Origin of the sequence: Desulfitobacterium chlororespirans DSM 11544 (assembly GCF_900143285.1) — a bacterium.
Taxonomy (GTDB): domain Bacteria; phylum Bacillota; class Desulfitobacteriia; order Desulfitobacteriales; family Desulfitobacteriaceae; genus Desulfitobacterium; species Desulfitobacterium chlororespirans.
This window is the reverse complement of the sequence record NZ_FRDN01000004.1, coordinates 619,385-644,471: the sequence shown is the minus strand read 5'-3', so window position 1 is coordinate 644,471 and position 25,087 is coordinate 619,385. Positions and strand designations below refer to the sequence as shown.

General features: G+C 45.2%; 22 protein-coding genes, 2 pseudogenes and 1 riboswitch. Of the genes and pseudogenes, 16 read left to right on the top strand and 8 right to left on the bottom strand.

Annotated features, from left to right (window positions below; translation table 11 throughout):
- Positions 1 to 4: 4 nt before the first annotated feature.
- The 9 genes and pseudogenes from BUA14_RS05820 (at position 5) to BUA14_RS05780 (ending at position 7,549) form a co-directional block, all read left to right on the top strand.
- Positions 5 to 817, top strand: a complete 813-nt coding sequence (locus tag BUA14_RS05820) for a dimethyl sulfoxide reductase anchor subunit family protein (RefSeq protein ID WP_072771702.1) — start codon at positions 5 to 7, stop codon at positions 815 to 817.
- Between the two features lie 200 nt (positions 818 to 1,017).
- Positions 1,018 to 1,692, top strand: coding sequence for a Crp/Fnr family transcriptional regulator (locus BUA14_RS05815; RefSeq protein WP_072771701.1), 675 nt, complete (start codon positions 1,018 to 1,020; stop codon positions 1,690 to 1,692).
- A 26-nt stretch (positions 1,693 to 1,718) separates the two neighbouring features.
- Positions 1,719 to 2,897, top strand: a complete 1,179-nt coding sequence (locus BUA14_RS05810; protein ID WP_072771700.1) for an MFS transporter — start codon at positions 1,719 to 1,721, stop codon at positions 2,895 to 2,897.
- Positions 2,898 to 2,907: 10 nt separating this feature from the next.
- A pseudogene (locus tag BUA14_RS28425) lies at positions 2,908 to 3,024 on the top strand (RNA polymerase subunit sigma); the annotation flags it as partial.
- Complete coding sequence (locus BUA14_RS05800) at positions 3,021 to 3,629, top strand: zf-HC2 domain-containing protein (RefSeq protein ID WP_072771699.1); 609 nt, start codon at positions 3,021 to 3,023, stop codon at positions 3,627 to 3,629. The pseudogene BUA14_RS28425 and the gene BUA14_RS05800, both read left to right, overlap by 4 nt.
- Before the next feature lie 401 nt (positions 3,630 to 4,030).
- On the top strand, positions 4,031 to 4,666 hold the full coding sequence (locus tag BUA14_RS05795) for a cobalamin B12-binding domain-containing protein (protein WP_072771698.1): 636 nt from the start codon (positions 4,031 to 4,033) through the stop codon (positions 4,664 to 4,666).
- 34 nt (positions 4,667 to 4,700) lie between these two features.
- The gene (locus BUA14_RS05790; protein WP_072771697.1) at positions 4,701 to 5,945 is read left to right on the top strand and encodes a uroporphyrinogen decarboxylase family protein; all 1,245 of its coding nucleotides are present in this window, start codon (positions 4,701 to 4,703) and stop codon (positions 5,943 to 5,945) included.
- Positions 5,946 to 6,151: 206 nt separating this feature from the next.
- Entirely contained in the window at positions 6,152 to 6,781 is a 630-nt protein-coding gene (locus BUA14_RS05785; protein WP_005809612.1) for a cobalamin B12-binding domain-containing protein, read from the top strand.
- Positions 6,782 to 6,823: 42 nt separating this feature from the next.
- Positions 6,824 to 7,549 carry a GntR family transcriptional regulator gene (locus BUA14_RS05780; protein ID WP_072771696.1) on the top strand — a complete coding sequence of 242 codons (726 nt, stop codon included), beginning with the start codon at positions 6,824 to 6,826 and terminating at the stop codon, positions 7,547 to 7,549.
- Between the two features lie 179 nt (positions 7,550 to 7,728).
- Here the strand turns inward: BUA14_RS05780 and BUA14_RS05775 are convergent, their stop codons facing one another.
- Entirely contained in the window at positions 7,729 to 8,070 is a 342-nt protein-coding gene (locus BUA14_RS05775) for a winged helix-turn-helix transcriptional regulator (RefSeq protein ID WP_072771695.1), read from the bottom strand.
- Positions 8,071 to 8,266: 196 nt separating this feature from the next.
- Between BUA14_RS05775 and BUA14_RS05770 the strand changes: the two genes are divergently transcribed.
- Together BUA14_RS05770 and BUA14_RS05765 are read left to right on the top strand one after the other, a co-directional pair.
- A complete protein-coding gene (locus BUA14_RS05770) occupies positions 8,267 to 8,581 on the top strand; it encodes a cupin domain-containing protein (RefSeq protein ID WP_072771694.1) in 315 nt (104 codons plus the stop codon).
- A gap of 19 nt (positions 8,582 to 8,600) precedes the next feature.
- Entirely contained in the window at positions 8,601 to 8,981 is a 381-nt protein-coding gene (locus BUA14_RS05765; protein WP_072771693.1) for a VOC family protein, read from the top strand.
- 62 nt (positions 8,982 to 9,043) lie between these two features.
- Here BUA14_RS05765 and BUA14_RS05760 read toward each other — a convergent pair whose 3' ends face one another.
- The 3 genes from BUA14_RS05760 to BUA14_RS05750 all read right to left on the bottom strand — a co-directional run bounded on the left by BUA14_RS05760 (position 9,044) and on the right by BUA14_RS05750 (position 12,251).
- Entirely contained in the window at positions 9,044 to 10,762 is a 1,719-nt protein-coding gene (locus tag BUA14_RS05760; RefSeq protein ID WP_072771692.1) for a methyl-accepting chemotaxis protein, read from the bottom strand.
- A 73-nt stretch (positions 10,763 to 10,835) separates the two neighbouring features.
- Positions 10,836 to 11,267, bottom strand: coding sequence for a chemotaxis protein CheW (locus BUA14_RS05755; protein ID WP_072771691.1), 432 nt, complete (start codon positions 11,265 to 11,267; stop codon positions 10,836 to 10,838).
- A 78-nt stretch (positions 11,268 to 11,345) separates the two neighbouring features.
- Positions 11,346 to 12,251 carry an HD-GYP domain-containing protein gene (locus tag BUA14_RS05750; protein ID WP_242954566.1) on the bottom strand — a complete coding sequence of 302 codons (906 nt, stop codon included), beginning with the start codon at positions 12,249 to 12,251 and terminating at the stop codon, positions 11,346 to 11,348.
- A gap of 313 nt (positions 12,252 to 12,564) precedes the next feature.
- Here BUA14_RS05750 and BUA14_RS05745 point away from each other — a divergent pair, with 313 nt between their 5' ends.
- From BUA14_RS05745 to BUA14_RS05730, 4 genes and pseudogenes are all read left to right on the top strand, one after another.
- A complete protein-coding gene (locus BUA14_RS05745; RefSeq protein WP_072771689.1) occupies positions 12,565 to 14,349 on the top strand; it encodes a sensor histidine kinase in 1,785 nt (594 codons plus the stop codon).
- Positions 14,346 to 15,476: a response regulator gene (locus BUA14_RS05740; protein WP_072771688.1), complete on the top strand. Its 1,131-nt coding sequence runs from the start codon at positions 14,346 to 14,348 to the stop codon at positions 15,474 to 15,476. The genes BUA14_RS05745 and BUA14_RS05740 overlap by 4 nt, the downstream gene beginning before the upstream one ends.
- 10 nt (positions 15,477 to 15,486) lie before the next feature.
- A pseudogene (locus BUA14_RS05735) lies at positions 15,487 to 16,002 on the top strand (DUF3102 domain-containing protein); the annotation flags it as partial.
- 331 nt (positions 16,003 to 16,333) lie between these two features.
- Positions 16,334 to 17,227, top strand: a complete 894-nt coding sequence (locus BUA14_RS05730; protein ID WP_072771687.1) for a GNAT family N-acetyltransferase — start codon at positions 16,334 to 16,336, stop codon at positions 17,225 to 17,227.
- A 40-nt stretch (positions 17,228 to 17,267) separates the two neighbouring features.
- On the opposite strand, the gene BUA14_RS05725 is transcribed toward BUA14_RS05730, so the two are convergent.
- Complete coding sequence (locus BUA14_RS05725; protein ID WP_072771686.1) at positions 17,268 to 18,821, bottom strand: hypothetical protein; 1,554 nt, start codon at positions 18,819 to 18,821, stop codon at positions 17,268 to 17,270.
- A 94-nt stretch (positions 18,822 to 18,915) separates the two neighbouring features.
- A riboswitch (molybdenum cofactor riboswitch) is annotated at positions 18,916 to 19,047 on the bottom strand.
- A gap of 499 nt (positions 19,048 to 19,546) precedes the next feature.
- Between BUA14_RS05725 and BUA14_RS05720 the strand changes: the two genes are divergently transcribed.
- Positions 19,547 to 20,122: a uracil-DNA glycosylase gene (locus BUA14_RS05720; RefSeq protein WP_072771685.1), complete on the top strand. Its 576-nt coding sequence runs from the start codon at positions 19,547 to 19,549 to the stop codon at positions 20,120 to 20,122.
- Between the two features lie 14 nt (positions 20,123 to 20,136).
- Here BUA14_RS05720 and BUA14_RS05715 read toward each other — a convergent pair whose 3' ends face one another.
- The 3 genes from BUA14_RS05715 to BUA14_RS05705 form a co-directional block, all read right to left on the bottom strand.
- A complete protein-coding gene (locus BUA14_RS05715) occupies positions 20,137 to 21,063 on the bottom strand; it encodes an alpha/beta hydrolase family protein (protein WP_072771745.1) in 927 nt (308 codons plus the stop codon).
- A gap of 16 nt (positions 21,064 to 21,079) precedes the next feature.
- The gene (locus tag BUA14_RS05710; protein WP_072771684.1) at positions 21,080 to 22,186 is read right to left on the bottom strand and encodes a helix-turn-helix domain-containing protein; all 1,107 of its coding nucleotides are present in this window, start codon (positions 22,184 to 22,186) and stop codon (positions 21,080 to 21,082) included.
- 219 nt (positions 22,187 to 22,405) lie between these two features.
- Positions 22,406 to 25,078, bottom strand: a complete 2,673-nt coding sequence (locus BUA14_RS05705) for a PEP/pyruvate-binding domain-containing protein (RefSeq protein WP_072771683.1) — start codon at positions 25,076 to 25,078, stop codon at positions 22,406 to 22,408.
- Positions 25,079 to 25,087: the final 9 nt, after the last annotated feature.

Below are 25,087 nucleotides of genomic sequence, written 5' to 3'. Positions count from 1 at the left end.
AATTATGGCAGAACTTAATTTATCCTTAATCGTTTTCACGTTATTGATGGGTTTATGCACAGGAACCTTCCTGTCCTATACACTCTGGCAAGCCAGCAGCATTCCCTCTGCAGAGGTCCGGAAAAAAGCAGCGCGTCAGGTTATGCCTCTCCTTTTGGTTCTTGCAGGCATCGCTATGCTGGCCTCGGCGACCCACCTGGGCAGGCCTTTCCGTTTTCTCAACGCCTTTCATAATCTGGGTTCTATGATCGCCCAGGAAGGGCTTTGGTCCCTGGTTTTTGGGATCATTCTCCTGGTTGCCATCTTTTTGGTATACAAAGATAAGAAGATACCTGCAGCGCTTTATATCATCGGCAGCGTGGTGTCCTGTGGATTGCTTCTGGTTTGTTCATTGGTCTATGTGAGAGCCAATGGCATCCCGGCCTGGAACGGCGGCGTGACGATTGTTTATTATTTCAGCAGTGCGCTCCTGCTTGGGACAGCGGTGATCTATGCTCTTCATGTGCAGTATCATGAGGAAAAAGCCGGCAAGGAAATGACCGTAGCGGCTTTAAGCGCCGTGGCTGTGCAGATTATCGTGTCTCTAGCGTTCCTGCTGCAGCTGCGCCTTCAGACCATGGATGTGGTACTTCCCTCAACAGTGGGTTTGGATATGGTGCGCTGGGGAATTGGGCTGGTGGCGCCGGCCGTTATCGCATATCTGGCTCTGAAGGGCAAGATCGGCAGTAAAAATGCTGTCAGATTCTTTCTGGGATGTGTCATCCTTGGTGAAATCTTCTCGCGCCTGATCTTCTTTATGCAGGGAATTCATCTATAAATGAGGTGAGGGCGGGAGCAGGAGGGACGGCCTTTCTGCTTCTGCCTGCGGTCACAGCCTCAGCAAGGCCGGCCTAAACTGATGGCCGTTTATGGGGAAGAACTGTAGTATAATGGGATTAAGTTGTAATGTCTGAATGGGACAATAACAGATGGAAAGAAGGAAGAAGCAGCGAGTATACCTGGAAAGGAGTCGTTTTCATGGCGAAAATTATGAAACAGTTTTTAAAAGGAAACGATTTATCGCTCAGCATCCAAGCAATATTTAAAAATGAACTTATACCCTGCACGGTAAGGCATTTGCCAAAGGGTGAAATCCTTTGGCATGACAAAGAGCCGCACCTTTACAGTTATTTTATTATCAATGGCATCATTAAACTTCACGTGGTTACGAAAGAGGGCCGGGAAAAAGCCTTGTTTTACTATACGAACAGCTCTCTTTTAGGATTTCAGAATTTAGCTAAAGAAAAAAGGACGATTACTACGGCCACAGCCATTTTACCGACTTCACTTTACGCCTGTGAGTTCTCCCTGCTCTACACCTTTGTTATGAACAACCCTGAATATTTTGCTGCTTTCACAAGTTACATTTTTCACCATATGGCGGTGGAGGCAGAGGAAATCGTCAATATATCCTTATACAATACGGCGGAACGACTGGCTGCCCTTCTCGTTCTACTGGCGGAAGAATTTCCTCAGAATGAGCAGGGCTATATTGAGATTCCTTTTAATAACGAGGAACTGGCGACGATGGTCGGTGCTTGCCGCAACAGCGTCTTTAATGCTTTATCCGTATTTCAAAAGCAGAATCTGATTCATAAGGGCAGGGGAAGATTAACAATTACTGATTTGCCCCGCTTAAAGGAGTATGTATAGTCATTGGCAAGAAGGAAGTGAGCGGCATGTGTTCCGAACAACCGGCCAGGGAGTGCCGGGATTTCATAATTCTTCTGATTTCCGCTTTTTTTATCTATACCTACAACAATATCTTTATGGTGGTAACGCCGGTACTGCTGGCCAGGATGGGCGGCTCGGACATGATCATGGGATTGCAGTCAACCCTCTTTCTGGCTGCGGCTGTAATCCTGCGTTTCTTTTTCGGACCCTTGGCCGATGTGCGGGGCAGGCGCTTTGTCATGCTTCTGGGCAGTGCTTCTTTTTTGCTTGCCTCGGTTATGCTCTGTTATGCCGGAGAAGTTTGGCAGGTTGTCCTGCTGCGCCTGCTGCAGGCAGTAGGGTTGGCTTCATATTTTCCGGCCGCTTCGGCAACCGCTGCCACCTGTGGGGGCAGGGATAAAAAAGGCCAATATATCGGCATCTTGCGGATGGTGGCGTCATTGTCCTTGATGGTTGGCCCTGTCTTTGCTCTTTATATCATTCAAAATTACAGGTATCCTTTGTTTTTTCAGGGTACGGCTTGGTTGGCTTTATTAGGGATGCTGCCCATCTTCTTAATTTCCTTAAAGAAAGTCGGGCCACCTCAGGAGGCAATCCAAAGGGAAATGAATTTGCGGCAAAGGCTCAAGTTACGGATGCTCCTAAAAAAGTGCCCTTTAATTATAAGCAATACTTTTGCCGCCGCCTTGATTTATGGTATCCTGATCTCTTTTGCGGTTTTATTTCTTAAAGATGAAACCAAGATTAGCAATCCGGGTTATTTTTTTACCCTTTTCTCCCTGGGAGGAATCCTGGGCAATCTTGGCTTCGGCTGGCTTTCCGATCGTTGGGGCCGTTTGCCCATCAACAGCTGGTCCTTTTTATTATTGGGCAGCGGGATCGTGCTGTTCTCAATCATCCCGCAAGTGCCTCTTTGCTTTTATCCCGCCGGATTGTTTTCCGGGGCCGGTTATTTTGGCAGCATCGCCGTATTAATGGCCTGGATGACCGAAAAAGCTGAATTGAACGAACGCACGACCGCCCTTTCTTTGCAGCAGAACGCCTTGGACATGGGGATTGCGGCGGGCAGCGGCATGTTCGGGATACTGCTGGCCGCAGTCGGCAACGCTGCTTGGCTCTATGGAACTTTAGGAATGGTGTGGGTTGGCTATGCTTTTATAGTTTCAAGATATAAGCGGGTTTAGGGGTTAAACGCTGACGGGGGAATTCAGCTTCCGTGAGATCGGGGAGATTTTGGATAAAGATGAAACCTGGGCCCGGGTCACGTTTTACAGGGGAAAACAAAAAATCATGAAGGGGAGAAGGGTATGAAATGCGATATTATCCGGGACCTGTTGCCCACCTATATTGAAGGCCTGGCCAGCACAGCCAGTAACGAAGAAATCGAAAAACACCTGGCCGGCTGCGAAGAATGCCGGACCTTTCATAGTGAGATGGCAGGTGAGATCAGGGAAGAGGTCCCCATTGCCGGAGATAAGGAAGTTGACTGCCTGAAAAAAGTGCGGATCAGTTATATCCGCAGGGCCGCCGTCGCGGTGGGGAGTGTGGTGGTATGTCTGCTTGTTCTCATTAGTCTGTTTGCCGTGGGCTTTTCCGTCTCTTCTCAGGACATGGATATGACCTATGAGGTTAAGGACAATCACCTGGAAATTCATTTTCAGCTGAAAAACGGGCATGACCTGCTCGGCTCCTATACACCCGAGATAACCTATGACGAAAATCATAAGGTTATTGGTACGGGACAGCGCTACCGTCCCACATGGGTATTCCATAATCCCTTTGACGACGTCGGTTCCACGTTTACGATGGGGAGCGAGCTGCCGGGGCCGAATTCCCCGGCTGGGGTTACCCATACCGTTACGATTGAATTTGCCGATAAAACCGTTCAGTTTATCGACGGCAGGCTGGTGGAATAACCGTTAATCACTAAATCGGAGGCACTCTACGTTAAATTCCGTAGAGTGCCTTGCTTATTTTGCCGTCAAGGGTGGATCAACAGAGGAAACAAGACGAAACAATAAAGTCAGAAAATAACGACAAAAAGGATTGACCAATCCTAATGGCCCAACTATAATTAAGTTGATAATACTTGTATTAATAAGTTGAAAATCTATAAACATCTGAGTTATTGCTTGAAAAAAATATACCAGCAAACTGCCAAATTCAAAGGGCAGCTATTTTTAAATCACAACTTATTAATACAAGTTAATATCGGGTTGAGAGATGAGGAGGTGTTGTCTTATCTTTTTAACGCGAAACTTTTGTGCTCAGTTTGGATTTAACCGGTTGGAAAGATTGATTCAGGGAGGATGTAAAGATGGATTTAAAGGCATTGACTCAGGCCTTAGGTAATCTCGACGGAGAATCAATGGAAAAAATGCTAAATGAATTCGTTACCTCAAATCCCAGTGAAGCCGAGGTCAATAGTGTGGTCGGAGCTTGCCAGCAGGGTATGGCTATTGTTGGTGATTTATTTGGGAAAAACGAATATTTTGTTGGCGATCTGATCTATGCCGGCGAGCTGCTAAACAACGCACTGGGCATTTTAAAACCGGTGATTGGAGAGGCAAGCTCGGAAAAAATCGGCAAAATGGTTTTAGGGACTGTTGAAGGTGACTTGCATGATATCGGCAAAAATATCTTTAGAGGCATGATGGAAGCAGCCGGTTTTGAAGTTTATGATTTGGGTATTGATGTTCCTTCCAGCGTATTTATAGAAAAAGTAAAAGAAATAAAGCCGCAGATCGTAGGGATGAGCGGGCTTTTGACGCTGACTCTCGGCGCCATGAAAGCTACGGTTGATGCCTTAACGGCCGCTGGCGTGCGTGACGGGATTAAAATCATTCTGGGAGGCAGCCCGGTAACTGAAGATGCCTGCAGGCATATTGGTGCGGATGCTTTCACGGTAAATGCCGCTGAAGGGGTAAAGATTTGCCAGGAATGGGTTAAGTAACGATTCTGGTACATAAATTGTGGAGGTGTTTGGTGTGAATAAGTCACCTGAACAATTATATGGAGAGAGACTTAAAAGAGTAAATGATGCCATTCAGCTTAAAGTTCCTGACCGGGTGCCCCTCATCCCTATTTTTCAGGCTTTCCCATTTTACCATTATGGGGTAACCCTTGAAGAGGCCATGAACGATTATACTAAAGCAGCTGAAGCCCATGACAAGCTTTATACGGATTTTGACCCGGATTTGGCCTGGGACAACGTTTTGCTGTATCCGGCCAAAGTTATGGAATTGTTGGACCTTAAATGGTTCAGATGGCCTGGGCATGGGGTTAGATCAAACAGCATGTATCAATTCCTCGAGGGGGAATATATGAAAGCCAACGAATATGAAGAGTTGATTTCCGACCCTACCAACTTTATTATGAGCAAGTGGATCCCCAGGTCTTTCGGTGCCCTCGAAGCATTCAGCAATTTGTCTTCCATGAGGGATTCCCTTTGGCTGGGATGGTTCTCTTCCTTTTACCCTTTCTCCCTGCCGGAAGTGCAGAAATCCTTAAATACCTTGATGCAAGCCAGTGAAGAACTGGCACGCTGGTTTGGCTCGATCTTTGAGTATCGTCAGAAACTGAAGGAAAAAGGCTTTCCGGCCGCCTGGGGCGCTTTTGCCTTTGCCCCCTTTGACATGGTGGCGGATACCCTGCGCGGCACAGTCCCGGCCCTGATGGATATGCGCAAACACCCGGAGGAATTGTTGAGGGCCGTTGAGGCCATGGTCCCGATTGCTATCGAATCAGGCATTAATTCGGCCAAAACCATGGGCAACCCCTTTGTTTGGATCTGGCTGCATAAAGGGGTCGATGATTTCATGTCTGATGAGCAATATAAAACCTTTTACTGGCCTAGCCTGAGAAAATTATTGATGGGGCTGATTGATGCCGGACTTACCCCGATGGTTTACGGTGAAGGCAGCATGAACACGCGCCTGGAGGTTTTAAGAGACGTGCCTAAAGGCAAAGTCTTATACCACTTTGAACATGTGGACATGTTCAGGGCCAAAGAAATACTGGGCGATGTGGCCTGCATTTCCGGCAATGTGCCTAATTCATTACTATACTTTGGGACTCCTCAGGAGGTCAAAGATTATTGTAAGAAACTGATTGATGTTTGCGGCAAAGACGGCGGCTTCATGATGGACAGTGGGGCGCTGATTGATGAAGCAAAACCTGAAAATGTCAAAGCAATGTTCGAATTTACGAAAGAATACGGAGTTTACAGATAGGCGTAAAAACAGACTGAAGCAAGCAAAACTATCACAAACAGTATGGGGGCCTTTGGCCCCTTATCTTTATTTCCAGCTCGCCTGGGTTATGCTGAGAACTTGACCATATAAATTGAGAAAGTTATAATAAAATACAAGTATTAACAAGTTGTTGAGCGGAAATTAATTGATTTAGTCGATCGGCAGTGAGAAAGTGGGTGAGCGGAATGGATGACAAATTAATTAAGGCAATGGCAGAATTAGATGAAAAAGCCGTTTTGAAGCTGGTAAAAGAGGAACTTAGCCAGGGTTTGGAGCCTTTATCTATTCTGAAGCAGATCCAAACCGGGATAGAAAAGGTAGGGGAGCTTTACGAAAAAGGCGAATATTTCATTGCTGATCTGATCATGTCCGGCATCATCTTCAACAATGTGCTGAAGATTGAAGAAATGAATCTCTATACCACTGAAAGCAAAAAATGCAAGATTGGCAAAGTTTTGTTGGGGACTGCCAAAAGTGATTTGCACGATATTGGGAAAAATGTTTTCGGCAGCATGATGAAAATGGCTGGATTTGAAGTTCTGGATTTAGGGGTTGATGTTGCCCCGGAAACCTTTGTCGCACGTATCAAGGAGTTTAGGCCCCAGATTGTGGGGATAAGCGGCGTCCTGATTGTTGCGCTGGAGGGCATGAAAGAGACAGTGGAATTGATAACTGCCGCCGGTTTAAGGGATTCGGTCAAGATTATTCTGGGGGGGACAATTGTCAAAAACGGCGTCGATTTTATCGGAGCCGATGCCTATACGGTCGACCCCTCAGAAGGAGTGAAACTATGTTTGGATTGGTTCGAAGCATAATAAATGCTCGTCCCGGCAAATGCGTTGTTTGAGGAGCTAGCAATGAAAGAACTTTTGTACATTCAATTAGTGGATCAATTAAGAAAAAAGATTCAGATGGGCGTATTAAAACCTGGCGATATGCTCCCCTCTGAAAATGAGTTGTCCCAAGAGTACCAGATCAGCAGAGTGACGGTAAGAAAAAGCCTGTCCTTATTGGAACAGGAAGGCTATACTTATTCTGCGCCCGGAAAAGGATATTTTGTCCGCGAACCGGTAACAGACAAATATATTTTGAACTTTAATGAAATGAATAATGCCGGCGGATCTGCCACCTCCAGTAAACTGTTGGAAGTGAATGTCGTTCCCCCCAGCACGAAAATGATGTATGAGTTGCAGATTCCTGACGACCGCTATGTTATTGTCATCAAGAGACTTCTCTTGGCGGAGGGTGCCCCAATCGCGTATGATGTTAAGTATTTGCCTTACAACCGTGGCCTGCCTTTGGTCGAAAGGGAAATTAAGTATGCTACGTTCCCCGAGTTAGCCGGGAAAAAAACATCATTGTTTTCGATTAAGAAGGATTTGAAAATCTGCGCTAAAAATGCTTCCGGAGAAATATGCACCTTGTTAAATGTTGAAGAAGGCCACCCCCTGCTGGTCATTAGTCAGAAGCTTTATACTGCTGAAAACAAGGTAATTGGCTGGGGAGAAATATATTATATCGCTGAATTTTGTGAACTGAATGCCATGTGGAGCTTTGGGCAAAGGCTGTATGATAACGGGTAATCTGCTTGCTCAAAATAAAAAATATGAAAAGACATCAGCGTGAGTTGATACCGGTAGGTAAAGATGCGCTAATGTCTTTTCATTTTGTAAAGCTGACAACTTGTTGCAGATAACTTGTTACAGATAACAGTTCAGCTATTTCGCTTATGCTAAGATGCGTAATGAACATGGTACGATAATTATTCATTATTGTGCTGGTCCAGTTGACTTTGTTTTAGATGTTCTATTCCCCAACTATTCATTTCATCCAAAATCGGTTTTAAAGAGTTTCCAAGCGCCGTAAGAGAGTATTCGACCTTTGGTGGTACCTCCGGATAAACTTTTCGATAAATTATCCCATCTACCTCCAGCTGCCGAAGCTGTTGTGTCAGCATCTTCTGGCTTATTTTGCTGATTCCTTTACTGAGGTCACTGAACCTTTGTGTACCATTATTGAATAGATTTCTTAGAATAAGCACCTTCCATTTGTGCCCGATCAAGTTGACTGTATGCTCAATAGGGCATGATTTATCACATGGCATTATGATCACTCCTGCCGATTAATACTCAATACTTACTATTTGGTTAGTATAGCACAAAATAGTGCCTTCTTGCGAATAGTTTGTAACACTATTATAGTGAGTGTACAGCATTAACGTTTAAGCTTGATTTGGATTTAAATTGTTAATAATAGCTGAAAGCTAATTTTAAATTTCAAAAAGATAGGAGCAATAAGTGATGAATAAAATTAATATTGGGGATATTCTTGATTTTACAACTGAAAAAAGCGCTCGTAAGGCAATATTCAAAGAAGGCAGGCTGGATACAGGACTTTTGCTTTATGCCCCTGGGCAAACAACACCTGACCATAAGCACTCTGACATCGATGAAGTCTTTTATGTAATTTCTGGTGAAGGTACCATAACAATCAACAATGAAGAAATGCGTCTGAAAGAAAAGGATATAATTTTCTCGCCTCATGGTGAGACCCATGGATTCAATAATACCAGTTCTGCCAATTGGGTTGTGTTGCAAATTAAAATTCGAGATTGAGTACAGGAGGTATTGATTAATGTTTACACGAATTGACCATGTTGCATTTTCTGTAAAAGACAGACAAAAGTCCATTGACTTTTATGAAAAAAACTTTGGGTTCCAAAAATATTATGAACACGATGTTCCCGGGGTACCAAACCTCGAAAAGGTTGTTTACCTTAAGTTGGGCGATACCGTGCTAGAGTTTGAACAATGGACACAGGAAAGGGAGAATAGGGGGTATCATTTCTGTCTCATTAGCGATGATTTTGATGCAGATTATCAAAAGCTTAAAAACGCAGGGATTCCAGTCGCAACTGAGCCACATATTCCCGAGCCCAGAACACCACAGGAAACAGGTTGGAAAAGGGTTGTTTTTCAAGGCCCTGACGGTGAATTAATTGAGTTCCGAGGATAGAAAAATGAGTGTAAAGGCACCCTACGCTGAATGAAGCGTAGGGTGCCTGATTTGTTTTCTGCCTAGACGCTGAACTTGCTCACAGCAAGCTGAAGATCCTGGGCCATTTTCGCTAAGGCCTGGCTGGAAGAAGAGATCTGCTCCACGGAAGCGCTTTGTTCTTCGGTGGCCGCTGAAACGGTCTGGCTTTGGCTGAGATTTTGTTTGCTGATCGTGTCGATCTGGTTGATGGCATTGACGATCTGTTGACTTCCACCGGCCATTTCCTCGACACTGGCGGATACTTCCTGGATGCTGTTGACGGATTGGTTGATTGAGCCGGCAATTTGCTCAAACGTCGCGCCGACAGAAGATACCATTTCGATGCCATGCTTCACATCCTGGTTTCCAGTCTGCATGGCGGTTACGGCGTTATTGATATTGAGATGATTTTCGTTGATTAACTCTGCAATTTGGTTAGCTGCCTTGGAGGATTGTTCGGCCAGCTTTCTTACTTCTTCAGCAACAACTGCAAAACCGCGGCCCTGCTCACCGGCACGGGCGGCCTCAATTGCGGCATTAAGGGCCAGTAAATTAGTCTGGGAGGCAATGTCGGATATCACATCCGTTATCTCACCAATCATTCTGGAGCCCTGGGCCAGTTTGTCAACGGCTCCTTGGGTGACGTCTGTAGCATGACCAATCCTATTCATTTGTTTGATAGCCTGGTCGATGACTTTTTGACCATCCTGGGCCGCCAGGGAAGTATTGCTGGCTTGTTCAGCCACCTCGCTGCTGGTGGCGGCTACTTGCTGAATCGCTGCAGATATCTGTTCAATGGCCATGGACGTATCATCAATGGCCATTGATTGTTTTTCCGTTCCGGCAGCTACATCAGCAATGGCTGTAGCGACCTGGCTTGTGGCAAGTGCCTGCTGCTCAGAGCTTGCCGAGAGTTCTTCTGATGAAGAAGCCACTTGTTCTGCCGAGACACTGACATGCTTGATTAGGTCTTTAAGATTGACAGCCATTTGATTGACCGCTTGGGCCAAGATCCCGATTTCATCTTTCGTATCCAACTTGACCGCTTCAACGGTAAGATTGCCCCGGGCAATCTCATTAACATTGGTTACGACTTTGTTTAACGGTACTGAAATAAGTCTGCCTATGAACGTGCCAACGGCGATTGCTAACACTACTGCTGCGGCTAAGACGATGATGATGACCCGAGTAGAGCTTTTAAAATCTTCATTGGCCTGATCCATCATTTCTTTGGATGTCCGATCGTTATAATCGGATATTTCCAGCAGGATGGAGTTAAGTTTCTCCATGTGGGGGGTGACTTCCCTTGTAAAATACCGGAATCCTTCCTCCTCATTCCCTGCTGAGGCAATGGCCAGGGCCTCTTCGCGCTCAGTTCGATATTGTTCCAACTCTGAATCAAAGGTTGGGAACATATCCTGTTCATAGGTATCTGGATTGGTCTGTTTATAATTGGTCCAGATTTCATTGAATTGAGTGATTAAAGCATCCATCTCGTTTTTCAGTTCAAGATATTCAGTTTGAGTGAGAGGGGCTGTCAGCAACCGATAAGAGATGCCTTGAATGTTACGGTTAGCTGCCCGGGCTTCTTTAAGCAAAGATATGGATCTAAGCTTGTCGGTGTACAAGGTATTGATAATATCATTGGACTTCAGATTATTGTAATATCCTGTGTAACCTACTACGGAAAGAAAGATGGCCATTAACATCACAAGAGCGATTATTTTGGTTCCTACTCTGAGATTCTGTAAAGCTTTCATTATGTTTCTCCCTTCTGGAATCCATCTAAAGGTGACGCTGTGTTCAAAATACGGGGTGAGATGAGTCAAGATATCAAGCTTCAAGCACTTGAGGTATTCCGCCGAGAATCTCCTCAGGCTTCAGGAGAATCAGCAACCGATCGTCCAGCATTCCAATGCCATAAATAAATTTTTCAAGGACCAGCGGTTCATCACCAGGGGCTAGTACATCTTCATCCTTGAACATCAAGACTTCGGAGACGCTATCGACGATAACGCCAACCGTGCTTTCGAAAATATTAAGAATAATGATTCGGGAATGCTCAGTAGTGGGCTTTTCCTTAAAGCCAAATCTCTCTGCTAAGTTAATAATCGGTGTAACCATTCCTCTGAGATTGATAATTCCTTGGACAGACTCCCGGGCATTGGGAACATGGGTTATGGTTGTTATCTTGATGATTTCTTTTACTGATTGGATGTGGAAAGCGAACTCCTGATCATTGAGCTTAAATACTACGACCTGCATGTGTGGTATCCCTCCTTTGCTTTTTAAAATGATATTTTGAAGCGATTGGGCATTGCCTGCTTTTTCGGCGGCAGATAGTCAACCGCTGAAACTAAAGTCAAAGTCTTTATTGATAAAAAGTCTCATGCAATGCTCAACAACTTCAGAATCATATTTTTCACCTTTATAATGGCAGATTTCCTCAAGAGCAGCCTCTATACCAAGGGCCGGCCTGTAAGGTCGGTGTGAATTCATAGCGTCGACAACATCTGCTACGGCGAGGATCTTACTTTCAAGGAAAATCTGTGAGGCTGTCAGGCCCTTGGGATAGCCTGAGCCATCCAACCGTTCATGGTGCTGGCTGATGATTTTAGGGATCTGCCAAGGAAGTTTGAAATCTTTAATAATTTCATAACCAACGTCCACATGGGTTTGGAGCATCTGATACTCAAGTTGGGTCAGCATCCCTGGTTTGTTCAAAATATCGGTACTGATATATATTTTTCCGACGTCATGAATTGCAGCAGCCATAGAAAGATGATGGATCGCTTCTCCTGAAAGCTTCATCTCTGAGGCAATAGCGCAGGCTAGTTTTTGCGTCCTTTTTTGGTGCCCTGAAGTATAGGGGTCACGAAATTCGCTGATTTTGGAGATGAGGCTGATGGTTTGGGTCAGCATTTCTTCAAGGCTAAAGTGGTCGTTCTCAGTTTGTTCCTGAAAAACCATAAGGCGCATCATTTTTTCCTTATGCACTAAATCATTGGCTGAAACCATCCCGGATTTTAAAGAGCCATTTTTGGTTTTAATCGATAGGGGCTGGCTGTCTTCTCCTGGCAATAATCCCAGCTCAAAGGCTGTTTTGACCATGACTTCATCCTTGGCATAACCCAGCAGATCCAGAAAGGCTTGATTGACATCGAAGATCCTTCCTGTATTGAGATCGGCAAATAACATGGGTTCCAATGATTTGTTGAAAGCAAAGTAATACATTTCGTACAGTTTCATCACCTTTCCGGGAAAAATGCACAGCTTTCGCTCAAGTTTCAAAATCAACAATAAACTTGCATATATTTGCATTAATAGACAATAAACGGTCTTTTTCGTAAAATAATACTATAGCGATCTGACAGAATTCTGACAACCCGCTTGCTATGGTCTTAGTAAAAAGCGAAGCCATGAGTTATTAAATGCTCATGGCTATGCAAAACCAAAGGGTGATGCTACGATAAAGTGCAGACATCGTTGTAAACTCCACATTTTCGGTAACGTCAGACTGATTTGAGTGATGAATTCCAAAGTTAGATTAGGGGTTTGTTCAGTGAAGTTTCATCAGCAGTTAACCTTGTTTTTTGCGATCTTTTCATTAGGGTTGATTATCTGTGGGTATAGGGTGCAAGATGTCGGAATCGCCGGTGTATTTTCTTTGCCCATACAGCTAAGGGCTGTTTTGGCCATAGAATCTGTGCTTGACATTGCCCAAAAGAATAAAATGCTGCCTGCGGTGTCTATTGCAGGCATGGGTATTTTTTTAGGTATGTCCAGATATCGTTTCTTGCCAGGGCTGCCCCTGGCAAGAGCGGCAGCAATCGATGCGATTCAGGAAGGGATGATCATCGTCGACGAACAGGGCGGAGTCGTTGATCATAATGTTGCCGTAGACAGGTTTATCTACGACATTATCGGGGTGAAGCACAATGTCATCGGCAAGAATATTGAGTTGGTGCTCTCTGCCTGGCCCCAATGGCAATCGGCCTGTAAGAATGGGCATGAAGATGAGTTTGAGATCGATGTTTCGGCTTGGGGAAAGGCTAGATTCTTCCGGGTAAAAGTATATCCTCTTCAAGAATATAGCTTCCGGAAAAGGGGAACGGTTTCAGTGCTTACGGATATTACGGAGGACAGAATCCAGGGACAGAAGACCTCGGATTCAGAATGCAGCGGAGAGCCGGTTCAAAAAGAGTTGACTCTGCTGAAACGGCAAATGGAGATGGTTTTCAGCACCATATCGGACCGGGCGTTGCTATCCATTGTGGATCGCAACGGCAATTACTTGTTTTATACCGAGGCTGTCAAAACCCAATTTGTCGAAACAGCCGCTGATCTCACGATTGGCTCGGCCTTCCGCAAAGGATTGTATTTTTATGCCGGCGGAACAGAAATGGACTATTGTGATATCCCGGAGATCAAAGTGCTCAGTGGAGAAAAAGTATCCCAATATCACTTTATGATGAAGAGGATAACCGGTGAGACCCATTTGCTGTTTAACGGAACGCCTATTTATGATGAAGAAGGAAATGTGACCTATGCTGTATTCTTTACCCAGGATATAACGGATCAAATTCTTTGCAAAAGGCAGGCTCAGTTGACGCAGAAGCTGACTGAGCTCAATTTGACAAAGGATCAGCTCATTCAGGCAATTACTCATGATATCCGCAACCCCATCGCAACCCTGGTCAGTCTGATGGAATTGCTGGAGGGAAAGGAACGTGACCCAGTCTATCATGACCCAGACTATCACAACCTTTTAACGACAGTGTCAGAACAGGTTAAGTATACCTATGCTATGGTGGAAAATGTCTTGAAGTGGTTTCAAAAACAGAAAGAGAAGGTAAGCCTAAACCCTTCCCGGATCAACTTGTATGTAAACACCCAAAAAACCCTTAGGATTTATGCCAGGCAAGCGGAAGGGAAGGGGATAGAGGTCAAAAACAGGATCACAGCCAGTCTGAATGTCTATGCAGACAGGGAGTTAATCGAATTTGTTCTGCGCAATCTCCTGGACAACGCCATAAAATTTACAGCCAAAGGGGGAACAATCTCCATTCAGGCACACTCATCCTCCACCGGCGTGATTGTTTCAGTCACAGATACCGGAATAGGGATGGACTCAGCGAGTTTAAGAACCCTATTTGAGGATGCCGCTCCAGCGACCCAGGGAACTGAAGGAGAAAAGGGCTTAGGACTGGGACTTAGGCTCTGTAAAGAATTCCTGCATAGTCACGGCGGGGAGATATGGGTGGAAAGTGAACTGGGAAAAGGAAGCACCTTCAGTTTTTCTCTCTCAACATCCGGTAAATCAATTTTTGCAGGGGGAGAAGCATGAAGGCAATTCTTATTGATGATGATCAACCGACCTTATTTATTTTGAACAAAATGCTGGCTAAGATCCCCAGGGTGGAAATCGCAGGCGAATTCTTAAGCGCCGGAGATGCGTATCATTTTCTTAAGCATAATCCTGTGGAGCTGGCCTTTGTGGATATTAAAATGCCAGGGGAAAGCGGACTTGATTTTGCATGGAGAAGCTTGGCGGAATTCCCAGACCTTTACGTGGTTTTTTTAACAGCCTATAAAGATTATGCCGTGGAGGCCTTTGAAGTCCAGGCATTTGACTATATCGTCAAGCCGATCCAACAGGAAAGGCTGGAAAGGACAGTAAGCCGTGTTCTGCAACGCAAGGCTGCCGAGATTTCCTCACGGAACACGGTTGAACATGCCAAGGTCCTATTCGTCTATTGTTTAGGTGGGCTGGATCTTAGAAATACCAACGACGATTTTGTGATGATTAACTCATCCAAAGGGCAGGAGTTATTGGCCTATCTGTTAATCCATCGGGAAAGACTGACTTCCAAATGGAGAATCATGGAGGATGTTTTTCAGGGCATGTCTCCCCAGAATGCGGAAACCTACCTGAATACAACCGTCTATAAATTACGAAAAGTATTGGAGCAATATGGAAAACGATCGGCCATTGTGGTCGCCAATGAGAGCTATGTCATGGAAGTAAAAGATTTCTATATTGATTTCATCGAGTTCGAAAACAAAGTCCGTACCTTGCCGAGCATCACCGAGGCTAATCTCCAGGAAGCAATCCAGACGCTTAATTTGTTTGCCGGGGAACTTTTTGGGGATAAGGATTATCAATGGTCCTTAGCTGAAAAAGAGAGATTATGGGATATCTATTGCAGCTTTGCTAAAAAGCTGGGCCGATACCTTTTGGAGAATCAAAATTTAGCCTTAGCGCTGCAGGTCTTTAAAAAACTGGTGGCCATAAATGAACTGGATGAAGAGTCCCACTGCTTTTTGCTGCAAGTTTATGCGGCGCAGAACGACCTGCCCTCCCTTATCAGGCATTATGATCGTTATGTCCAGCTCCTGCAGCGGGAGCTGGCAATCTCACCAAGCAATCGGACGGCACAGTTGTTTCTAAGCTTAAAGAAATCCCTTCTGTAAAGACTCAGGCAGTTCAAATGTTGCAGCGCTGCATCATTTGGGCTATCTGCAGGGGCTCATCCTCTTTGGTGTCCCGGATGAAGAGCGGGAGCAATTTATAGCAGACAATGAGGTGGAAACCATGTCCGCCCGCGAATTGGAGCAGACCGTCAAGGAAAGGAAGCAGACGACAGAGGAAAATGACCAAAACAGCGAAGCCAGGCAACAAGAGCCGGCAAGGGCCGCGGAACCGATCCCGGTTGTAACGAGAGGCATCAAGCCGAAACCTGTGGGGCCTGCCGAAAGTGTTCATCTCGACAGCGAGAGATACGATGCCCAATATGCCATGCACCGCGATAACATGCTCAACTCTTACTCAGAGTTGCTGAAAACCCTTGTTGCCCTAAACAGAATAGACCCGGTAAAGAAGGAAAGAAACAGAAAAGAAACCTTGAAGATCACGACCAACATGGCGACGACCCTGAAGGAGTATCCGCCCAGGATTAAAACGAATTTGAAGATTCATGGGAACACAGCGCTTCCTTAATGTAAAATAGTTCGATAGTGGGATGTTTGGTTTTTTGACCTTTGCCGTAATTCTTGAAAACGGGGACGATGACAGGGGCACCCTGACCCTGACTATGTGGAACAGGTCATACGTTCCCATAAAGAGTCAAAACCAAACGGCTTTCAGGCAGCAGATAAAAAGTGTGGGCTATGTTTTTCTAAAACGAAAAAGCATAGCCCTTTCTGTGCGTTACACGTGACGATAACCCGACGGTGAAAGTTATTAGCTGTTTAGTAAAAACCACCTTGCAAAAACTCAAAGACGAGGTATAATAGTTGATAATATCAACGAGATAATTTTGGAGGCGGGTATGACTAAAGAAGAAATCCTTAGGAAAGAGATAAGGTTAATCGTGAGGGAATTGGGCTTATTAAATCATAATTGCTTTAATTCAGATCTGACACTTGCTCAAGCGCACATACTAAACTACCTGAAGCAGAACGGAGAAACTCCTTTTAATGAATTATTGATAAACCTGGGCATGGATAAGGCTTCACTCAGCAGAATCATTAGCAATCTGGAAGCTAAACATTACTTGGAGTTGAAACGATCTCAGGATGACAAGAGAATGAAAGATATCTGCCTTTTGCCATTAGGGTTGAGGGCTATTAATGATGGGGATGATAAAGCAAATACGTTTATGAATGAAATTCTGGAGCTGGGGGACAAGGAGGACACAGACAATATTGTCAGGGCCTTTAGAGCATTTCGTATTCTTGCTTTAAAGAACAATCTTAAAAAAAATGATTCGAGAATTTTCTTCGAAAAAGTTGCGGAGAATTATCGGGAGCAGGCTATAAAGTTAGCCACAGAGGTGTTTACAGGTGAGCAGAATATTCCTGCAGAATCGGTTCCGTTGCAAAATGATTTAAAGCCGATCTGGTGGTGTGCAAGAGCAGGAGAAGATATTATTGGGATAGCGGCGGCCTGGAAGGAAGAGGAGCAATGGCATTGGGGAAGGTTTGCTGTCGATAAGAGATTACGGGGGATAGGCCTTGGTCAAAAAATAGCGGTCTATTCGTTAAAAGAGATGTTTAGCCTCTATACGGAGGAGTTATATGTTGAAGCAAGGGAAGTAACATTAAAGATGTTATTAAAATTCGGATGTAAAGTGCTTGGCGAAGCGGAAGATTTTTATGGTGAAACGATAACGCCAATCGTATTGAACAAAGAATCGTTTGAGGGTATGAATTTTTCAATATAATCAAAAGATGCCATGAGGTCCAAGCCCCATGGCATCTTCGTTAATGAGCGACTAAGCGTTTATTTAATTCTTCGGCTATTTCAAATTCGACTAAATCCATATTTGTTTTGCCGATATAACCGGCCGGAATATCATTGGCTCTTACGAAATCCACAGTTTTATAATAGGTTTTGTGGCTCATATATTTTGAATAGAAGAGAACAAAATCCACCTCGCCGTAATTTCTAAGTTCAATCTTGTCATTAAAGCCATCGACCGTAAGAATGGTGGGGAACTTAGCCTTTAACCGTTTCTGCCAACTGGGGGCTCCGCCGATGATTAAGAGCTTCTTATTGGCGATAAATCTCGATAGATCCACGGAAGTCTCTGTGGGTAAATCATCGTTGGATAAATCATCGTTTTTAAGATCAATGAAAAACTCACGAAGCTGAAAAAGTTCCTCTCTGTTTTTCATTTCCGCATCCAGGTTTGTTTTAAGGCTATCGATCTCCTTATTCAGCTCATTGATTTGTGCTTCATAAAATCTGCTTTGCTCCGACAAGGCCTTCTTCAGTTTAAGCTCATAATTTTCAAACTCATCTTTGAGTTTTTGGGTCTGGATTTCAGCAGTATCCTTTTCGGATAAGGCATTATCCAATTGCTCCTTCAGAACTTTCAATTCAGAATATCGGGCATCTTCATCATTGGAAGAAAGATAAAGTTCCCTCGTTTTTAAATATTCATTAAGAAGCATTTTTACAATATAACCGGCACCGAAGGACTGTATAACCTGAGTTTTATCAAAATCCGATTTTCCCGTGGTTTTGATAAAGGCCAGCATGACTTTATCCAAATCATCCTGGTTAACCTTAGAGGCAATGAAATCAACATCTAATTTATCGATGAGCAGGAGGTTGCGCAAACAGCTGACAACAGTTTTTAAGTCTTTATTTTTACTGTAGAGAATATCTGAGGGTTTTTTTATTACCCCAAGCTCATCCTTGACGATCTGCCTTACTTGGGCTAAGCGGTTCTCTCTTTTTAATTCACTTTGGATGTCTGTATTGATGGGGTTAATGTTAATAAACAGGCTTGCCGTATTAAAAGCATTTTCGACGACTTGCAGGTTGATTAAATTTTCATTGAGTTGTTTCATAGTGTAAAAATATAAAACAATCAGCGTTTCCGTCAGCTTGAGGTTTTTGCTGGTATCTTCGATGGCTGATAATTTTTTCCTGAAGCCATCGTAGTTATTATTTTGGGCATAAATATAGACATCTTTGTAATATTTCTTGATGAGCCGCAAGACTTTCACTTTGATGAGCTCGGATTGTTCAGCACTTAGTAAAATGCCTAACGTTTTTTTAGCATAAACTTCTTGTTCCAGGTCGCCGCTGCTCAGTAAGATATGATCGTACCCTGAAAAATTTTTCGCGTTTTCAAAAAACATGTCTTTATTCTGATTATAGATCGAAGTTATATCTCTTCTCATTTCTTTAGTTAAAGATAATCCAACAGCGACAATTGCCATAAAATATTCTTCAGCCTCATGAAGTTGGATATTATAATTCTCTGAAAAAAGTTCCATGACCTGGTTTAATTTTATATTCAGCAATGAAATTCACCACCTAATAAATTTAAAATTCTTTTAACGAAAAAAAATAATGGCTCCGCCAATAGAAAGCGGAGCCATTACTGATTTTAATACAGTTGGCTTTAATCCACCTCCTTTTCAAGCGTGAAGGCATACCCGTTTCCAAGTATACCCCGAGGGCCTGGGCCCTGTCCGGTGTCCATAGATTGCTCTTTAGGATCATCCCGGCTCGGAGATTCGTTTTTCAGTTTTTAATCTAAATTCACCGTCAAAACCAGCACGATGACTGGTATCCGATAGCTTGGAAATGTTCAACTCAATGGTGATGTTTATCTTGTTTGTATTGGTGTTGGTGAGAAGGTGAGGCTTATGAATGTCGTTGTCAAACCGATATAAACATAACATACACTCCTTCAATGATATTATACTGCATAATGTTTATATTTATCAATGGTTTTGTTTGGTTTTGGGAGCAAGTGGTTTAATTTTCCTGATAACACCATGTGTCGATGCAGGTTAACGAAGCAACATTACTTGTTATTTTAGATTGAAAATATATCAATCATCGGTATAAGGCAGATAGAAAGCGTATACCTGTTTAAGAGTGGCAAAAGTGCAGGAAAGGCAATCGGTATGAGTAATGAGTAATGGGGGCAGGAAATATATCGCAAATTGTGGGCAATATAACCAATAAGCGATAGCGAAATACTTAGTCTAATAATCCCAGCAGGGTTAGGAGAGTTAATATGGATTCGTGCTTTGAGCCGGCAATTTGGCCGGAAGATAAATTGCCCAAAGAAGCCGCCGCTTATAAAGAATGCGAAGTCTGCACGGAAAAATCGCGGATCATTTGGGGAGAGGGTAATCCCCAGGCGCCTGTTGTTATAATTTTAGATAATCCAGGCGCCCGCGAAGATAAAGAGGGCCATGAATATGTCTGCGGCACAAGGCAAACGCTGCAGACGGCTTTGCATCGAGCTAATTTGGCGCCGGATGACATTTATATAACGTATCTTTTAAAATGCAGGCCCCTTCGCCGATATAATAAAGGAGAAGCCAGGGCTTTCAGTAAACCATTTCTGATTCAACAAATAGAAACGATACAGCCGAAATTGCTCGTTTGTCTGGGGGATACCGTTGTTCAGGCGATGTTTGATGATAAAGAGGCCCATGTGAAGAATCTGAGGGGGGGATGGCATGTTATACTGGGATATCCCTGCATCGTCTCCTACCATCCGTTGGCGGTAAGGAGACGGCCCAATCTGACACGTCAGTTTATGGCAGATTGGGATATGCTGAGGCAGCGCTTATCAGGTTGTTGATGATGCGAGATTAATCATACCTTGCCTATCCACTCTGCGATATCCGCCAAAACCTCTGCAGACACTTTTTGCGGGATTTTGTACTCTTTTTTAAAATCCTTGACCCTGCCGTAAACCGACTTCATAAACAGGTGGTTCAGTCCGGGGTAGAGCTTGAAAGAGACATTGGGTTTACCGATGCAGATTTGCTGATAGAGGGCGAAATCCTTTTCTGCGGTGACTTGAAAATCCTTGTCGCCCTGCAAAATCAGCACGGGCTTTTCCGTCCTGGCAAGGTAATCGGCAGCAGGATGGGAGTCCATCTCCTTGAAATACCATGCGTAGGTTCTGCCAAAAACCTTCATCTGCTTGGCTTCTTCTTCGCTCATGCCGGCGATAGCGGTGAATTTGGCTTTGAGTCCTGCAATTTGTTTATTCGCGATCCATTGCAGCAATTTTGGCAGTTGGCCCAGCATATCCTCGTTTTGACTCAATAAAATATCGCTAAAAAGGCGGGGCGAGCCTGCGCAGATGATGATACCCGCGAAATCACCGCCCTCCGCGTCAATACGCGGTGCGAGCATACCGCCGAGGCTGTGACCCAAAATATACACCTGGCCGGGGTCAATTCTGGCGTCATTTTTAAGCAGGTTGGCGGCGAGGATGGCATCCTCTATGGTTTCGCTTTCCACAGTCACAGCGCCGGGACCTGCTTTCAGCATCTGTTTTCCGTAAACCTTTGTGCGCTTGTCATAGCGGAGTACGGCGATTCCTTTGCTGGACAGTCCTTCGGCAATATCGCGGAACGGCTTATTCGCGCCGATGCGTTCATCCATATCCGCGGGGCCGGAGCCATGTACCAGGACCACAGCCGGAACCCTTGCCGAACAATGATCCGGCAAGGACAAAATTCCCTGCAAAGGGTATTGTGTTTCCCTGCCAATGATTATTTTTTCATCCATGTCCATAACCTCCATGTCACCTTCCTATAAATCTCTCCATTTTCTGGACGAGTCGCTGGTAGCCAGGGTCATCCCGCAGTGAAGCGAAGGCTGGATTCATCAGTACATCCCGCAGCATGCTTTCTTTGATCACCTGCTCGCTACGGGGGGCGGCTGCACCGCAATCCTTCAGCCACGGGTCAATCAGATCAAAGAAGGTGTCTCCATGCAGCTCGAAGGGAAAAAATGCTTCCACACAAGTATCCACATAGTCGCCAAGCAGCTCAACCGCTTTGGCGTGGGAATTGTTCGCACAATACATACGAGCGCCCAGTGCGTAAAGCAGGATGACATTGTTGGGGTTCAGCTGTTTCATATTAAAAATCCGTGCCAGATCTGAGGCTCTCAAAAAGGCTTCTTCCGCTTTTTCAAAATGGTCCGTATCCATTTGCAGGACGTTCAGGAGCCCTTGAAAGGCCACCATTACGTACTGATATAGCTCTGTCTGCAAGGTTTCTTTGGCTTTGGCGATGTTGCCCATAACCTGATAGGCCTGTGCGATTAACATACCCTCCGGCAGCATGGGGCGGATTCCTTCGCCAAGTAAATCCAAAACCCGCTGCGGCTTTTGCAGAGCCAGAAAGCAAAGGGCCTGATATGAAACCGCTTCTTTGGCCAGCTGAACATCGCCGCTTTCTGCCTGAATCCGCTCACATAGGGTCACGGTGTCGTTCAGGAGGGCCTCTTGGCGCTCCTGTGTTCCCGCCAGCATGAAGTGATTTGTGTACAGCTTGACCAGTTGCACAAGGAGCGGGAAACAGGAGTAATATTTTTTGATGATGGCGGCGCACTCCGCGATCACATCTTCAAAGGGCCGAGCAGCAAAATCGGCGGCTAACCGGGTGTAGAGTTTGGCGATGTCCGATCGTTCCATTTGAGGAGAATAGCTCATCAGTTCGTCGATGCTGATGTTAAAATAGGCCGCAAGCTGTGGGAGGAATGTGATGTCGGGATAGCTTTGCCCCGTTTCCCACTTAGAAACAGATGCTTTGGAAACACCGATATAGGCGGCAAGTTCATCCTGGGTGATTCCTTTTTCCCTGCGTTTGGCCACAATGACCGACGCCAGATTGATTTCTTTCATCAATGTCACCTCCGCTTATAGTATAAGGTTTACAAAGTCAACTTTAAAGCAACTTGTAGTTGACTTTTCAGAGAAAAATCAACTACAAGGAAACACTATAAAATAACACAGTTCTCCATGTAGGATGAACTGTGTTTTAAAATAGTATACTGGGATCTCAATAACAAAAATACAACTAATCAAGGTAAGTGGTGATGTGCTAATGGATCATCACAGCGATCACTCGGGATAGACAGCGCCTTTTTTACCATCCACTGTGATGGATTGTCCATTCCTGAAGATTTTGGTAGCGTTCTGCACCCCCAGCACGGCAGGGATGCCGTATTCCCTGGCAACGATTGCGCCGTGGCTCAGGAGGCCACCATGTTCAGTGACTACCGCACTGGCGATAGAAAACAAGGGAGTCCAGGCCGGATCGGTATTTTCCGCAACCAGGATATCTCCAGCCTGAAAGCGTGAGAAATCGGCGGGGGAGCGAATGATTTTGACCTGGCCGTGCACCTGCCCCGGACTCCCGGCCACACCTTTAAAAGCTGATCCTTGTCCGCTGTTTGCTGATGGGACAGAACCTGTTTGCCTGGCTGTTGTGGCATCCCCGCTTAATTGAGGCCAGCCCTTAAATAAGGATGGCAGATCATCAAGGGCAACTCGGGGGGCCGCTTTCCTCCTGTTGATCTTCTCATAGCCCTGGCTCCAGGCCAGTTTGTGGGATAGCAATCCTTCGAGCTCTGCCAAGGTCAAATAGTAGATATCCCGGGGGTCAAGCAGGTATCCTTGTACTGTAAGCCTTTCCGCAAGGGTGATTACAGCTTTTTTGATTAAGGAGAAGGGCATGGTGACGTAAAAATGGCGGTTGTCTCTCAGAAGCATATAGGACTGAGTGGATTTAAGCAGTTTAGCAAAGATCGCCCTCTGCACAAAATTCAGTTTGCTGCGGACTAAGACTTCAGTCTCTGCCCGCTCTTTTTGCTTTTGCTGCTCCCTTTTCTCCGGATTGATCCGTTTGTCGGCGGTAAGGCTGCCTTTCACCATGGCTAATACGATCTCCGGGTTCTCCCACCAGAAGTCTTCGGCAATATCCATGTTTACATTGAGATGCCCATAGTCTCCTAGAAAATCAGTCAATTGGGCTTTAAAAGCTTTTCCCTCTATAGAATCATCCAACCTGCTTAAAAACTCGGGAGCAGTGCGCTGTGCCAGTAATTCCCGCAAATGTGACGATGAGCCAACGGTCTCAGTCAATTCCCATAGTTTGTTGTTGGTCCGGACGGTCAGATTATCGAGCAGGCCGGAGACCAGCTTGGAACTTAGGGCCAAATCCTCGTCTCCCAGCCATTTTTTCATGAAAGCGGTCAGCATGTTATAGAGAGCTTCGGTCACAGATAAGCTGGGCAGCTGAAGCTGAAAGAACTGTTTGGCCAACTCCAGGTTATTCTTGATATAATCCAGGAGTTCCGGCATAGTCAGACTAGTGACATCGGTCTTTTTATACTTGTCTATCTTATCCAGATAACCGGGCAGCATGGCATAAAATTCTTTGGCCAAAGATTTGATCAGCTTGTTCCCGGCTTTTAGGGACCCGATGGTGAGGGTAAGCTCTTGGAACCAGGTCCGCTGGGGTGCGAACTGCTGCCAATCCGGGACAGAAGAATAGGGTTCAAGCATTTTTTGCGGTTGAAGGGACTTGAGGCTGGTAAAGTTGAGATATAAATAACCATAGATATTGGCAGCAAAGATGGGCGAGGGGAGTTCCTTTTTGCTGATTGAGCGGTAGGCATACAGACCCCCTTCAGTGTCACAAGGCTCAAGAATTGACCACCCCAGGACCGAGGACGGCTTATTGTAGCGTTCCTTGACCCCGCCGAGATTTGTCCACTCAAGCTCCGGATCAAAGTTGAAGAATTCACTCTCTCCTATATGATCATCAACTTGATCAGCGGTTTTATCCAGGGTAGTGATCGGACGCGCCTGCAGAATGTAATAGCGGTTGCCTGCTTTTGCCCATTCAATATCCTGAGGGAATTGGTAATGTTCCTCTATTCGTTTAATCAGCTCCGTAAGCTCCAGGATATCCTTTTGGCTTAAAGAACTCCTTTGCCGCTGATCCTCGGCAACCTCAACAAAAAGTGTACCCGAACCGTTCAAAGGACGCACTGCCATTTTCTCTTTGTCGGCGATGACGTAACGGATGAGAGGGTCATTTTGCTTATTGATCACATAGTGGTCCGGGGTTACCTTGCCCGAAACGATACCTTCCCCAAGCCCCCAGACAGATTCGATGACCATCTCATTTCCCTTGGCATTCATAGGGTTGACACTAAAGGCCACTCCGGAAACTTCTGAGTCCACCATCTGCTGTACGACGACAGCCAAAAAAACCTGGCGCTGGTCAAAGCCGTTATTGATGCGGTAATGAATGGCCCTCTCCGTCCAAAGTGAAGCCCAGCACTGCTTAATATGATTGATCAGCTCAGACAGGGGGAGATTGAGGTACGATTCTTGCTGCCCGGCAAAGGAAGCCTCAGGCAGGTCTTCCGCTGTGGCAGAGGAACGGACTGCAGCCAGAGATTCGTGACCGATTATTTGGCTAAAGGCCTGAACAATCTCCTGGGCCACTTCTTCCGGGAGGGGAGTTTCCAGAATGCGTTGGGAAATCTCCTGGGCAAGGAGATCAATATCCTCATTCTTCATGGTTGAGGGCTCGGCAAGCTGAGCCAAGAGCTCAGCTAAGCCTGCCCGGCTCACAAATTGGCGGTAAGCCTCGGCGGTGATGCAATAGCCTGGCGGAACAGGCAGTCCGGCCTGAGCCATTTCACCTAAGTTAGCTCCCTTGCCGCCGACTTCCTGAATACTGTTGATATCGATTTGTCCGAACTCTTTAATAAACATCATGGGTTGCTC